The following is a 14912-nucleotide window of genomic DNA, read 5'->3' on the forward strand; positions in this document are numbered from 1 at the left end:
AAAACGATTGCATAATTATTTTAATAGTTCTAACCAACTCAAAAATTATGAAACACAAATTACTCTTAATGATGTTGGCACTTGTTGTTTCCTCATCTTTTGCGCAGGCTCAGAGTGTATCTGGTACTGTTAAAGACGCTGAAACAAGCGAACCACTGCCAGGTGCCAGTATTCAGATTAAAGGAACCTCTAGAGGTGCTACAGCCGATTTAAACGGTGAGTTCAAGCTCTCGGCTAACAGTGGTGATGTGCTGGTTTTTTCATTTATTGGTTATGCCGATAAAGAAATAAGCTATAACGGACAAACCAATATTACTGTCAGTTTAGATTTAGATATATCACAACTTAGCGAAGTAGTAGTGGTTGGTTACGGTACAAGTACCAAAAAGGAACTGACTGGTGCCACTGCAAAAGTAAACGCTCAGGAAATTGAAGAAAGAAATGTACCTAGAGTTGACCAAGCTTTACAAGGTGCCGTTGCTGGTGTTAATATTTCAACCAATTCAGGTGCACCTGGTGGTTCAGCCAATATTAATATTAGAGGTATATCAACTAATGGTGATTCAGGCCCATTGGTAATTGTAGATGGTATCATTTACGATTCAGAGGGTTTAAATGCTCTTAACCCAGCGGATATTGAATCGGTGAACGTTTTGAAAGATGGAACAGCAGGTATTTATGGAGTTAGAGCAGCTAATGGTGTGATTATCATTGAAACTAAAAAGGGTAAGAAAAACACCAAGCCAAGATTAAGCTTAAGTGGTTATTATGGTGTTCAAAGAACTGCTAAAACCCTGGACTTATTAAACGCAACAGAGTATGCTGTTTTGAAAAATGAGGCTTTTGCAGCTAACAATCAAACAGTACCATTTAATAACACCAATTTAGGCGAAGGCACTGACTGGCAAGATAAAGTGTTTAACGATGCACCTATTCAAAATTATAATATATCTGTTTCAGGTGGTACTGAAAAAACCACTTATAATATTGGAGGTTCTTATTTTGGCCAGGAAGGAATAGTTGGTGGAGATAAGGCCCTATTTGAGAGGTACAATGCTAGAGTAAACTTCGTAACTGAAATATTACCTAAACTGAAATTGACAAACGTTTTATTATATACTAACGAATATAGTAAAAGTCTTCCTCAAGGAAGTATAGGTTCTGTATTGTATAATGCTGCCAATGCCTATCCAACTGAGCCAATTAAAACTGATGGAAGATTTTCTTATTTGTTAAATGTTTCGGATGTAATCAATCCATTTGCGCAAATAGAGAATACATATAATGACTCTTATGTGAACAAATTAGTTGGTAAACAGGAATTGGAATACGAAATCAGCGATCACTTTACTGCTAATGCCAGAGTAGGTTACAATTATGCTGTAGTTGATTATAAAGAGTTTGGACCTTTGGCTTGGTATGGCGCAGGTAAAGCACAGAATACAGCGGCCAATGCTGATTTAGATCCAACCACAGTTCAAATAGGTGATGAAGTTGGGGGAGTTACTTTAGAGAGAGGTGCTCGTGTAACAGAATCAAAATCTTCTTATTTAGATTATTTGGTTGAAGGATTTCTAAACTATAAAAAAACCTTTGGTAGTAATCATACAGTAAAGTCTACTGCAGGATTCTCTTTTAACGAAGTATCAGGTTCTCAGGTAAGCGGTACTGGCTATGGCGTACCTAATAATGATGTAGCTTTTGCGGATCTTTCATTAGTAACTGGTATAGGAAACGGATATTTAAATAATACTAATTCCTTTCAATATCTTGATCGGTTAAACTCGATCTTTCTAAGAGGTGAATATGATTATGAAAAGAAATATCTTTTTTCAGGTTTAATAAGAAGAGATGGTTCGACTAAATTTGGTTCAAATAATAGGTTTGGCTATTTCGGTTCCTTATCTGCAGCTTGGGTAATTAGTGATGAAGATTTCTTTGACATTGAAGCAATAGATTTCGCCAAGCTAAGAGTGAGCCAAGGTTGGACTGGAAATGATCAAATTCAACCATATGCTTATAGAGCATCTTTAAATGGAGAAGGTCAATATGTTTTTGATGATGTAATTGTTTCTGGTGTTGCTTTAGGTAGAGTGCCAAATCCAAATTTAGCATGGGAATCAACACTTCAGACTAATATTGGTTTGGATTTGACTTTGTTTAAAAATTTTGATTTAGCCACTAACTATTTCATTAAAACTACTACAGGATTATTATTTGCTCCACCACAGTCTGCTACTGTAGGTACAGGAGGTGCTGGTACTGAGCCATCATTTAAAAATGCAGGTGAGGTAGTAAATAAGGGTTTTGAACTTGATCTAGACTATGCTTTTAAGCCATCTAAAGATTTTAGTTTTTCTGTGAACTATAACTTCACTTATTTACAAAATGAGGTAACTAAAGTACCAGGAGGAGTTGATTTTGTTCCGGGAACAGGATTTAGCGTAGGTGGAAATGTAGTAACACGACTAGAGCAAGGTTTTCCAATAGGTTATTTTATAGGGTACGAAACTGATGGTATCTGGCAAACCGCTGAGGAAATAGCATCAAGCCCTATCTCGCAACCTGGAGCGCAGCCTGGTGATTTCAAGTATGTAGATCAAAATGGTGATAATGAAATTAGCTTTGGTGATAATTCTGATCGTACCATGATTGGTTCTCCTATACCTGATTTTACAATGGGTCTTAATGTAAACGCCAATTATAAAGGAATTGACTTAACGGCTAACGTAACAGCGGTTGTTGGAAATGAGATCATAAGAAATTATGAAAGACAACAGCCATATGCCAATCAATTGGCCTATAACCTCAATAGATGGACGGGTCCAGGTTCTACAAATGAATATCCACGCCTAACCACTGGTTTAACTACCAACACGAACTTCTCAGACTTTTATGTAGAAGATGGTAGCTATGTAAGAGTTAGAAATATCCAAATCGGGTATAATTTTCCTCAGTCTATTGCAGAGAAGATGGGGATGACCAAATTTAGAGTTTATATAGGTTCGGTTAATCCATTCACTTTCACAAGATATATGGGATACGATCCTGATGTTGGTTCATCTGATCCTTTGAGCAATGGGGTAGATTTAGGTCGATATCCTCAGGCTAAGTCTTTAATGGGTGGTTTTAACATTCAATTTTAAAAATCAACGCTATGAAATTCTATAATAAAATATTAATGTTTTTTGTCGCGGTACTAGGACTATCATTCCTGAATGCCTGCGATGATAGATTGGAGGTTGATCCGCTGTATACCATTGATGGTGATAGCTTTTTCAACACACCAAGTGATTATGACAGAGCGCTAACAGGAGCTTACGATTTATTGCAGACTTCCTATTTAAATATGTGGATAGGAGAAATAGCTTCTGATAATGCGATTGCAGGAGGGGAAAGTGTTACTGACACTCCTGGTCTACACGAAATTGAAGCAATGACGCATAATGGAGTGAATAATGAACTTAGATCAGTATTTTCTTTCAATTATGCAGGTGTCGTAAGAACCAATTATCTATTTAGTAATAAGGATAAATTGGATTTTGAAGGCAAGGATGAGATTTATGCTCAGGCTCATTTTTTGAGAGCATACTATTATTTTCAATTAGTAAAATACTTTGGTGATGTTCCGTTGATCCTTGATCGATTAATATCCGAAGAAGAGTCTACTTCATTGGAAAGGACTCCAGCTTCTCAGGTGTACGAACAAATTGAAATTGATTTAAAGGCAGCTTCAGCAGGATTGGATTGGACAAACTCTGTAAAAGGTAGGGTTACCAAAGGTGCAGCTTTAGGTTTATTAGGTAGAGTGTATCTTTATCAGGATAAGTTCGATGATGCGGCTATTGTTTTGGACAGTGTTATTGATATGGGGCCTTACAGTCTTATCAATTCAACAACTAGTGAAGAGTATGCTGATTTATTTAGTGTAAATCAGGAAGGTAACTCTGAATCTGTTTTTGAAATTCAGTATTCAGGACAAGAAGGTGGTTCTTATGGATGTCTAGTTTGTCTTGAGGGTTTTGCAGCTGTTGGTTTCCAAGGCATTAGACAATATACAGGACCAGAATACGGTGATGGTAACAGTTATAATTTACCAACTCAGGATTTATATGATGCTTTTGATCCTTCTGATATAAGAAGAGATGGAACTGTTTTAGACATCGATGCATTTATAGCGGAACAGGACAATCCAGGAGATATCTCTTATGCCATTGGTGGTGGTGGTCATACAGGCTTTTACAACAATAAGTATATTAAAAGATTGGATGAATTAGGGTTGCCTGATAATGATCTTACTAGTCCGGTAAACTACAGACTATTAAGATTACCAGATATTTATTTGATGGCTGCGGAAGCTCATAATAGAAAATCTGCTCCAAACGATGTTAAAGCCTTGGAATATCTGAATGATGTCCGTGCAAGAGTTAGCATGTTAGATTTATCCCTTTCAGGACAAGCTTTAACAGAAGCTATTTGGCAGGAAAGAAGATATGAGATGTCTGGTGAAGGTTTCAGGTTCTGGGATCTTGTTAGAACGGGCCGAGCAGCTTCAGAAATTGAAGGGTTTGTTGAAGGAAAAAATGAATTATTCCCTATACCACAGATCGAGATAGACCTGGCAGGTGGCAATTGGTCACAAAATCCTAATTACAACTAAAATATTCATGGAAATGAAAAAGTTATATTATTTATTTTTCGCAATACTGACTATCGGTTTTACCGCTTGTCAGGAAGAGTTTACACTGGATGAAGCGCCTGCGCCAACTGAAGCTAGTTTTGAAAGCAGCACTTCATCAAAAGGTGAAAACTATATAGTGTTTTCTAATAATTCAGATGGTTTCATTAAGAAATGGGACTTTGGTAATGGAGCCAGCGCTGAAGGAGATGAGGTAGAAGGTTATTTTCCTTTCGCTGGTGATTACGAAGTTACTTTAACAGTATATTCAGCTGGTGGTTCTGTATCATCTTCTGAAAGTGTAACAATTGAATCAACAGACCCTACAATATGTGATGTAGAGTTTCTTGAATTATTAACAGGTGGTTGTGACCAACCAGAAGGTAAAACTTGGGTGATTGATGCTGCTAGAGCAGGCCACTTTGGTGTTGGTCCTCCAAATTCCTATACTCCGGACTATTATGCAGCTGCTGCAAATGAAAAAGCAGGTGGTGGATTATACAATGATGAATATACTTTCATCTTAAATCAATATCAGTTCGAGCAGAATACCAATGGAGATGTTTATCTAAACGCAGCACAAGAGTCTAACTTTCCAGGAGCATTTGAACCAGAAGTTGGAGATAGAAAGGCACCATATGTTGCACCTGAGAATATTAATTTCTCTTTTGAAGACGGAGAAGATGGTTACATAAACCTTAATTTCACTAATAATGGATTTATAGGTTACAATACAGGTGTAAATCAATATCAGATACTTTCTATATCTGAAAATGAAATGTTTATTCGTTTTAGTGATGCTTCAACGCCAGATCTGAAATGGTACCACAGGTTAATCAGAAAAGGATATGCCCCAATTGCTGCAGACTTCTCTGCTGAACCAGCTGAGTTGACAGTAACATTTACTAATACTTCATTAAATGCTGAATCTTATACATGGGATTTTGGTGATGGTAGCACCAGTACGGAAGAAAGTCCAGTTCATACCTATGCTGAAGAAGGAACTTATAGTGTGACTTTGACAGCAACAGGCCCCGGACAATCTGCTACTGTAACTAAAGAAGTAACAGTTAGCTCTACGCCTAAATTATTACCACTAACATGGGAGAATGACAACATTCAATTTGGTGAATTCGGTGGGTCCGTTTTTAGTGTGATTGATAACCCAGATCCTACGGGAGCAAATACGTCTACCAGAGTTGGTGAGTTTGTTAAAGGAACAGAATTCTCTTTTGCAGGTCTAGCCATGTTATTAGACGAGCCTGTTGACTTTTCAGAGAATACCACGCTTTCAATGAAAGTATGGTCTCCTGTGACAACAAATGTTTTACTAAAACTAGAAGTAGCTGGTGATCCTGATACCTTTACTCAGGTGGAAGCAAGTATTCCAACTGCAGAGCAATGGGTTGAACTAACGTTTGATTTCTCAGGTGCACAGAATAACCTTCAAAATTTAGTAGTTTTTGCAGATACTGAGAATAATAATGGTGGAACATTCTACATAGATGATATTGGTTTTGCTACTGAATCAGCTAATGAAATTACCACTGAATTATTAACTGGTGGTGGTTCCAAATCATGGAAACTGAAGCCTGCTGCTGGTGCATTTGGAGTTGGTCCGGATAAAGGTAGCGATGCTTATTTCCCTAATGGAGCAGATATTTCAGGAGACAGACCGTGCTTGTTCAATGATGAATTCATCTTCAAAACAGGCGGTCAGTATGAGTATAACACTAATGGTGATATCTTTGGAGAAGGTTACATGGGATTATCAGATGGCTGTCAGCCAGACACCAATCTTGAAGGTACCGATGCTGCTGCATGGGGTTCTGGTATTCATTCATTCTCTTTAACTCCTGCAACAGATACAGATCCAGCCTATATCACAGTGAGGGGAACAGGAGCCTTTATGGCTTTACCTAAAGCATATAATGGTGGAGAATATGGTGCTGCACCTCCAGATATGGATGCTGCTGTAACATATGAGGTTTTAGATTACTTCAAAAACGCCTCTGGTGAGGAGCTATCACTAACAATTGACGTTGGAGGAGCTTTCTGGAACTTTGTTCTTATACCTGCAAATTAATTAAGATAGTTTATTATGGGTAGACTCTAAAAGTCTACCCATTTAAATATTTAGAGCATGACAAAGATTAAATTTTTATATGTGTTATTAATGTTTCTAGTTATTGGATGTGATTCATCAGAATCCGCACTAGAACCTGAGCCACCAACTGATCTTGATTTTGAAATCACCATAAGTGAAAGCAATCCTCAGAGTGTAAGCATAGATGCTAGTGCCTCAAATAGTAATTTCTATAAATTTAATTTTGGTGATGGCTCTGATGTGATTCAATCTAACGATGGTAGTGCATCATATACTTATTCCTCTGCCGGTAATTATACTATTAAGGTAAGTGCGCATACTACTGAAAATGTTTTCATTGAGGTATCAAAGCAGGTTGAAATTTCTGAGCAAGTTCAGGAAGAGTTTCCTGATGGCTATAGTACACCAACTTCTTATGAAGGCTATGATTTAGTATGGCAAGATGAGTTTGATGGAACATCGTTATCTAATGACTGGACTCATGAAATAGGAACTGGAGGAAATGGTTGGGGCAACAATGAGCTCCAATATTATAGAGAACAGAATACTGAAGTGAGAGATGGCTATTTGGTAATTACCGCTAAAGAAGAAAATTTCAGTGGTAATAATTATACTTCTTCAAGAATAATTACTGAAAACAGACAGGAGTTTCAATTTGGAAGAATAGATATTAGAGCAGTATTACCTGAAGGACAAGGCATATGGCCGGCTCTTTGGATGCTAGGTGCCAACTTTAGGGATGTAGGCTGGCCGGCATGCGGAGAAATTGATATCATGGAAAAAATTGGAGGTGGAACAAGAGAACGTGAAGTTTTCGGAACCTTACATTGGGATAGTAATGGCACAAGGGCATGTACCTGCGGACAAGGAGAACCTTACAGACTTGACCCAGGATCAACTTTTGGTGATGAATTTCATGTCTTCACACTTTTATGGGATCAAGAAAAAATTCAATGGCTTGTTGATGATAATCTATACCATACCATAGATATAACACCTGATGATTTGTCAGAATTTAGAGATGAATTTTTCTTCATATTTAACGTAGCCGTTGGTGGGAATCTTCCTGGTTCACCTGATGCAACAACTGTTTTTCCACAAAGAATGACAGTTGATTATGTAAGAGTATTTCAGAAACAATAAAGAAATGTGATCAGTCCAAACAAATATGACTGGTAAAGCAGCTTTTCCTTAAGTTGTTAAGGGATGGCACTTTAAATAAAAACCTTACTCATGAAACATATTAAACCTATCATTTTTGCTCTTATTCTAGGAGCAGGCATGGCTTTCTCATGTCAAAATAATGATGATTCTGAACCGAAAGAGATTTCTAAATCTGATGATAAGATTCTTCAGAAGGCAGATTCCATTTTAGGACTGATGACCTTAGATGAAAAAATTGGACAACTAAACCAGTATTCTGTTGGAGCTGAAATGACAGGTCCTGGTGATAAAGGTTCTACCTCTCAAAAAAGATATGAAATGCTTCTCAATGGGGAAGTTGGGTCAGTGTTAAATCTTTTAGGAGCTGAAAACACCTATAAACTTCAAAAGCAAGTTGTGGAGCAATCAAGGTTAGGCATACCATTGATATTTGCATATGATGTAGTACATGGCTATAAAACTATGTTTCCGCTTCCGTTGGCAGAAAGTTGTTCCTGGAATTTAGATTTAATGCAACAGTCAGCGGCAGTTGCGGCTAAAGAGGCTGCTTCAGCTGGTTTGCAATGGACCTTTGCTCCAATGGTTGATGTATCTGTTGATGCCAGATGGGGTAGAGTTATGGAAGGCGCAGGTGAAGATCCATACCTGGGTAGTTTGATTGCTCAGGCAAGAGTAAAAGGTTTTCAAGGAAATGATTTAAGCAGTAACAATACCATAGCTGCTTGTGCAAAGCATTTTGCAGGTTACGGTTTCGTGGAGTCTGGTAAAGATTACAACAATGTAAATATCAACAAACACGAATTGCTTAATCGAATTCTCCCACCTTTCAAAGATGCTGCTCAGGTTGATGTTGCCACTTTTATGAATGCTTTTAATGATATGCTAGGTATTCCATCAACAGGTAATAGTTATCTTTTAAGAGAAAAGTTGAGACAGGATTGGGGATACGAAGGTGTAGTTGTATCTGACTGGAATTCTATTGGTGAGATGGTAAACCATGGTACAGTGGAAGATTTAAAGGGAGCTGCAAAAGAAGCAATCATAGCAGGTTCTGATATTGATATGGAAGCGGATGCCTATTCAAAATACTTGAAAGAATTAGTAGAAAATAAAACTGTTGATATTTCTTTAATTAATGAAGCCGTTAGTAGAGTATTAGTTTTAAAATATAAATTGGGTTTATTTGAAGATCCTTATAAATATGCCGATTCCGCAAGGGAAAATAAAGAATTATTATCACAGGAAAACCTAGCGGTTTCTAGAGAAATGGCTTCAGAGTCTATTGTATTGCTTAAAAATGAAACTAATTTATTGCCGCTCAACAAAAAGAAAAGAGTAGCAGTAATTGGTCCATTAGCAAAAGATAAAGACGCACCATTAGGTAATTGGCGAGCAGCCGCCCAGTCAAATACAGCGGTATCTTTCTATGAAGGATTGAAGTCAGCTTTGGGTCAAGAGGCCATGATTAGTTATGCTAAAGGATGTGATTTGTCCATAGGACCAAATAACTTTTTTGATGAGCTGGAGATCAACGAAACCGATAAAAGTGGTTTTTCTGAAGCAATGGCAAAAGCTTCAAATGCTGAGGTTGTATTCATGGTCCTAGGTGAGCCAGCTTATATGTCAGGTGAGGGTAGAAGCAGATCCAACATTGGGCTTCCGGGAGTTCAGCTTGACTTGTTAAAAGAAGTATATAAGGTTAATAAAAATATAGTGTTGGTATTGATGAATGGACGACCGCTAACACTTGAGTGGGAACATGAAAATATCCCAACTATATTAGAAACATGGCATTTAGGCTCAGAAGCCGGAAATGCTATAGCCGATGTTATTACTGGTCAAGTAAATCCATCCGGTAAATTAACTATGAGCTTTCCAAGAAATGTTGGTCAGGTTCCAATCTATTACAATCATAAAACATCTGGCAGACCTTCAACAGCACCAGGCCAGGTATTTTATACCCACCATACAGATGTGGATAATAGTCCATTATTTCCTTTTGGATTCGGGTTAAGTTACAGCGAATTCGAGTATGGCGAACTTAAACTTTCAAAAAAAGCATTGGAAGCGGAAAATGATTCAATAGTAGTTTCCATAGCCGTGTCCAATAAAAGTAAAGTTGATGGAAATGAAATAGTTCAGCTTTACATTCAGGATGAAGTAGGGAGCATTACAAGACCAGTAAAAGAGTTAAAGGGTTTTGAAAAGGTAGCAATAGCTGCAGGCGAAACTAAGCAAGTTTCATTTACCATAAAGCCTGAAAACCTTGCTTATTACAGAAGAGACTTCACTTATGGAACAGAGCCAGGCTCATTTAAGGTACTAATTGGTGCTAGCTCGGCTGTAAGTAATTATAAAACATTTACCCTAAAATGATGAGATATATATTAATTGTAGCAGTAATTTTTTCCTTCGGCTGTAGCTCAAAAATGAAAAGTAAACTGCTGTGGGAAGATAACTTCGACTATTCGGCAGAAAATATTAGAGAAAACTGGAATATTATTGAAGGTAATGGATGTCCAGAACTCTGTGGATTTGGTAACAATGAGCTACAGTACTATACTGAAAATAACATTAGTATAAAGGATGGTCAATTAATAATTACAGCCATTAAAACTAATGATGACAAAAATTTCACCTCAGCCAAATTAACTTCTAAACAAAAAGGAGACTGGAAGGGTGGTTATATTGAAGTAAGAGCTAAGTTGCCTGAAGGAAGAGGTACCTGGCCTGCTATATGGATGCTGCCTTCTCAAAAGAAACCTCTCGACTGGCCATTAGATGGTGAAATAGACATCATGGAACATGTTGGATATAATCAAGGACAAATATATGGCACTATTCATACTGAAGCTTATAATCATGTAAAAGGTACGCAAAAGTCGGATAGCATCATGGTAAATGATGCTTCAGAAGCTTTTCATAATTATGCTTTAGAATGGACTGATGATCAGCTTGTTTGGTATGTTGATGGTACTTCATATCATACAGTCAACAAAAATGGTGAGGGAAAGGAAGGATGGCCTTTTATTCAACCTTTTCATCTAATCTTAAACCTGGCTGTTGGTGGTGATTGGGGTGGAAGATATGGAGTTGCTGAAGATATTTGGCCACAGCAGTTGATCATTGATTATGTAAAAGTTTATAGTGAAAAACCAGAGTAGGAATATGACCTAAAAAAATAGCCTTTTAATGCAGTTTCCTCTGCTTAAATGCTTAATATTAGGTTTCAAATACATCAAAGCAAATCATGTCAAAGAAAGGATTACTTATATTAATTACGATGGTAGCAGCATTAGGTGGGCTACTTTTCGGTTACGATACTGGTATTATAAACGGTACTCAATTCTACTTCAGTAAATATTTCGAATTAAGCGATTTCATGAAGGGGTGGGTAGTAAGCAGTGCGCTCATTGGTTGCTTTGTAGGCGCTATCGGTGCAGGAACCATTAGTAATGCATTGGGCAGGAAAGTAACACTTATTATTTCAGCATTGCTATTTACGGTATCTGCTGCGGGGTCAGGTTTGCCTTCCTTTTTACCTGAATCAGTAACCCTATTAGTGATCTTTAGATTAATTGGCGGCTTAGGAATAGGACTTGCCTCCATGGCAGCCCCAACCTATATAGCAGAAATTTCTCCGAAGGATAAAAGAGGGGTTCTTGTATCCTTCTACCAGTTAGCGATTGTAACTGGTTTTTTTGTGGTGTTTCTGGCTACATATTTCATTGGAAATGGAAATACAGAAGCTGAAAATGTTTCTACCGGCTGGAGATGGATGTTCTGGTCAGAACTTATTCCTTGTTTATTATTTCTTGGTTTAACCTTCTTTATACCTAAAAGTCCTCGGTGGTTAGTACAAAAGGGAATGGAAGAAGCAGCTATGGTTGTGCTTAATAAGCTTCATAGCAAAGAAGTAGCTCAGAAAGAAATAGACGAAATTAAGGCTTCTTTAGCAAAAGAAAGAAAGACTCAATTAACTGGTACTTCAGTTTTGCAGAAATCCGTACTTCCAATTATTATCATTGGGTCCATATTGTCACTTTTACAACAGTTCACAGGTATTAATGCAGTGCTGTATTATGGAGGTGATATATTTGAAAAAGCCCTGGGTTACGGTCAGGAAGATGTTCTTGCACAGCAGATTTTGTTAGGAGCAGTTAACTTCCTCTTTACATTCGTAGCCATGTTTACAGTAGATAAGTTAGGCCGTAAACCATTAATTATAATTGGCTCATTTGGTATGTTGTTAGGCTTTATTCTTTTAGGAGGTACATTATATGCTGATGCCGTAGGAATTGTATCGCTAATTGGTGTTTTACTTTTTATAGGATCTTTTGCGATGAGTATGGGACCAGTTACCTGGGTACTATTGTCAGAGATGTTCCCAAACAAGATAAGAAGTGTAGCGATGTCAATTGCTGTAGCTGTGCAATGGGCCGGTAATGCTTTGGTTACCTTTAGTTTTCCGGTTATAGCTGGTAGTGAAACAAATTTAGATGGCTTTTGGAACAGATCGCTGCCGTACTTCATCTTCAGTGTGTTCATTATTTTCATTATCATATTCACTCAAAAGTATCTTTTTGAAACCAAAGGAAAGTCATTAGAAGAAGTAGAAGGTATTTGGGAGGAAAAATATGGAGAAATAGAGTAGGTAATTTTTATAGCATAATTTAAGGTTGGAATGAAACTTTTTTAATTTTCTTTCCAACCTTTTTTTGTTGGCATGTGTCTTGTTTGCGTTGGTCATAAACCGAACATGCTATGAAAAGATTTTTTACTTTATTATCTCTACTCTTTGTTGTAGGTACTGCGCTGGTGGTGAGCGATATGATGTTCGTTAATCAGTCTTCTTCTAATACACAAAGGAGTGCATCTATCAAACCAGTATCTATCAATCCAAATACTGCTAGCCTTGTAGGCTTGCAAAGAATTGCTCCTAAGAGAGAAAGTGAGCTCATCAACTAAGGTTAAGATTGTGAAAATCTTACATATTAATAATAGTTTTATTACCTATAGTTAAATAATAGTCTCATTTTTGCATTCTAAAAGGATGCTTTTATGTGGCACATCATATCAAAATTAATCTTTAAATTATTTGGTTGGAAGGTTAAAGGTGAACTTCCCGAAGGAATAGATAAAGCAGTAATGATTGCTGCACCGCATACCTCAAACTGGGATTTCTTTTGGGCAAGAGCAGCATTTTTTATCCTAAAAGTACCTGTTCGCTACACCGTTAAAAAAGAACTACTCAAATTCCCCTTGAATATAATTTTAAACCCAATGGGTGCTATCGGTATTGATAGAAGTAAAAAGGATGCTTCTGGAAATAGAAAGTCGATGACAGCTGTAATGATTGATTTATTCAAACAGAGAGAAAAATTGATAGTATTGGTGACACCTGAAGGAACAAGAAGCTATAACCCTGATTGGAAAACAGGTTTTTACCGTGTCGCAGAAGGCGCAAATGTACCTATCATATGTGGTTACCTCGACTACAAAGAGAAGATTGCAGGTATAGGTAAGATGATCTATCCTGATGGCAATATAGACCAACAGATCGAAGAATTGAAAGACTTTTATCGACCTTTAAATGGTAAATTCCCAGAAAACGGAGTGAGGTAAAAAGTCTATTGATTCATGCCCCTCATAGATTTTTTTCAATTATTCTTCTGCAGGCACGAAATCCATTGAAACTGAATTGATACAGTAGCGTAAACCAGTAGGTTTTGGTCCATCAGGAAAAACATGACCTTGATGACCTCCACAAACTGCACAAACTACCTCAGTTCTTACCATACCGTACGATTTATCTTTCACCTCAAGTACATTTTTATCGTTTATTGGCTTATAAAAGCTAGGCCAACCTGTACCACTATCAAACTTTGTTTCTGAACTGAATAATGGAGTTTGGCAACCAGCACAAACAAATGTTCCCTTTTTCTTAAAATCGTTAAACTTACCAGTAAATGCCCTCTCGGTACCTGCCTCACGTAATACTTTAAATTCTTCAGGTGTTAATTGTGCCTTCCATTCAGCTGTTGTTTTCTGAATCTCAAATTTATGATCCGATTCACTTTGACCTTCGTTAGAGGCAGTCTTGTTTTGTGCACAAGATTGTGTTGAGAATAAAATAAACGTACTAATAATATAAATAAAATGATATTTCATAGTTGATAAACCCATATCAGAAATTTTTGATTCTATAATGTAAACTCACTTCGTATTAAAGAGTTGTGAATTATTAGTTATTGTTGGGTTTCGGTCGTGCATACGACAACTTCTTTATGAGCTTAGTTTTAAGATAACTGTCTAAACCAGAGATAGCTACTGTTTGCGCTTTTGGTAAATCAATAGAGCCTTCTGCTGTTATAAACTCTTTAGGAATACTAATATGAACCACCTCTCCAACAATTAATCTTGTATCATTTTCTTTAATGAAATACTCATTTCGGAATTCTAAACCAACTTTGATGATACTCTCTTTAACAAATGGAGCTTTAAAATCATCCACAACTTGAGCGTGTAAACCCGAGGCTTCAAATTCAGAAATTTGTGATGGGTATTTAGCAGAAGTGTGATGAGCTTTTTCAATGATAGCTTCATGGATATGATTGATGGTATAAAAGCCCGTTTTTTTAATGTTTTCGTAGGTATGCCTTTCAACTGTAGTTGGCCTCAGAATAAAACCCATTAAAGCTGGATTGGCTCCTAAATGGATTACTGAATTAAATACGGCTAGGTTTTCCTTATCATTCTCATCATAAGTACCAATCAGATTGGCACTCTTAAAACCTGCTAGGGTGTTAAAAAAATTGGCTCTATATCTCGTGTCTAATCTAGTAAAGTCTGACTGATTTAATTCCATCTTAGCTGAACTTAGACAATTAGCTTTTGTTTGTAATAGATCGTTATAACTGATATTACATTTTATAAAATAAGTTTTAGTCTATATATTCAATA

11 protein-coding genes are annotated in these 14912 nt (G+C 37.0%); 9 read left to right on the forward strand and 2 right to left on the reverse strand.

The features are described 5' to 3' along the window. Window positions 1-47: 47 nt before the first annotated feature. The 9 genes from JKP34_RS10750 (at window position 48) to JKP34_RS10790 (ending at window position 13574) form a co-directional block, all read left to right on the forward strand. Window positions 48-3146, forward strand: a complete 3099-nt coding sequence (locus tag JKP34_RS10750; RefSeq protein WP_201920919.1) for a SusC/RagA family TonB-linked outer membrane protein — start codon at window positions 48-50, stop codon at window positions 3144-3146. Between the two features lie 11 nt (window positions 3147-3157). Continuing rightward, entirely contained in the window at window positions 3158-4660 is a 1503-nt protein-coding gene (locus tag JKP34_RS10755) for a RagB/SusD family nutrient uptake outer membrane protein (RefSeq protein ID WP_201920921.1), read from the forward strand. Window positions 4661-4673: 13 nt separating this feature from the next. Further along, window positions 4674-6764, forward strand: coding sequence for a PKD domain-containing protein (locus JKP34_RS18340; RefSeq protein WP_317193681.1), 2091 nt, complete (start codon window positions 4674-4676; stop codon window positions 6762-6764). A 57-nt stretch (window positions 6765-6821) separates the two neighbouring features. Next, entirely contained in the window at window positions 6822-7928 is a 1107-nt protein-coding gene (locus tag JKP34_RS10765) for a family 16 glycosylhydrolase (protein ID WP_236664962.1), read from the forward strand. Window positions 7929-8018: 90 nt separating this feature from the next. Next, the gene (gene bglX / locus JKP34_RS10770) at window positions 8019-10325 is read left to right on the forward strand and encodes a beta-glucosidase BglX (RefSeq protein ID WP_236664963.1); all 2307 of its coding nucleotides are present in this window, start codon (window positions 8019-8021) and stop codon (window positions 10323-10325) included. 53 nt (window positions 10326-10378) lie between these two features. After that, window positions 10379-11113, forward strand: a complete 735-nt coding sequence (locus JKP34_RS10775; RefSeq protein WP_236664964.1) for a glycoside hydrolase family 16 protein — start codon at window positions 10379-10381, stop codon at window positions 11111-11113. 86 nt (window positions 11114-11199) lie between these two features. Next, the gene (locus JKP34_RS10780) at window positions 11200-12603 is read left to right on the forward strand and encodes a sugar porter family MFS transporter (RefSeq protein ID WP_201920928.1); all 1404 of its coding nucleotides are present in this window, start codon (window positions 11200-11202) and stop codon (window positions 12601-12603) included. Window positions 12604-12713: 110 nt separating this feature from the next. After that, a complete protein-coding gene (locus JKP34_RS10785; protein ID WP_201920930.1) occupies window positions 12714-12917 on the forward strand; it encodes a hypothetical protein in 204 nt (67 codons plus the stop codon). Window positions 12918-13010: 93 nt separating this feature from the next. Next, complete coding sequence (locus tag JKP34_RS10790) at window positions 13011-13574, forward strand: 1-acyl-sn-glycerol-3-phosphate acyltransferase (RefSeq protein ID WP_201920933.1); 564 nt, start codon at window positions 13011-13013, stop codon at window positions 13572-13574. 39 nt (window positions 13575-13613) lie between these two features. Here the strand turns inward: JKP34_RS10790 and msrB are convergent, their stop codons facing one another. Together msrB and JKP34_RS10800 are read right to left on the reverse strand one after the other, a co-directional pair. Beyond that, complete coding sequence (msrB, locus tag JKP34_RS10795; RefSeq protein WP_201920936.1) at window positions 13614-14120, reverse strand: peptide-methionine (R)-S-oxide reductase MsrB; 507 nt, start codon at window positions 14118-14120, stop codon at window positions 13614-13616. 73 nt (window positions 14121-14193) lie between these two features. Further along, window positions 14194-14817, reverse strand: coding sequence for a flavin reductase family protein (locus JKP34_RS10800; RefSeq protein ID WP_201920938.1), 624 nt, complete (start codon window positions 14815-14817; stop codon window positions 14194-14196). Window positions 14818-14912: the final 95 nt, after the last annotated feature.

It is taken from the genome of Marivirga atlantica, assembly GCF_016734805.1.
Lineage (GTDB): Bacteria > Bacteroidota > Bacteroidia > Cytophagales > Cyclobacteriaceae > Marivirga > Marivirga atlantica.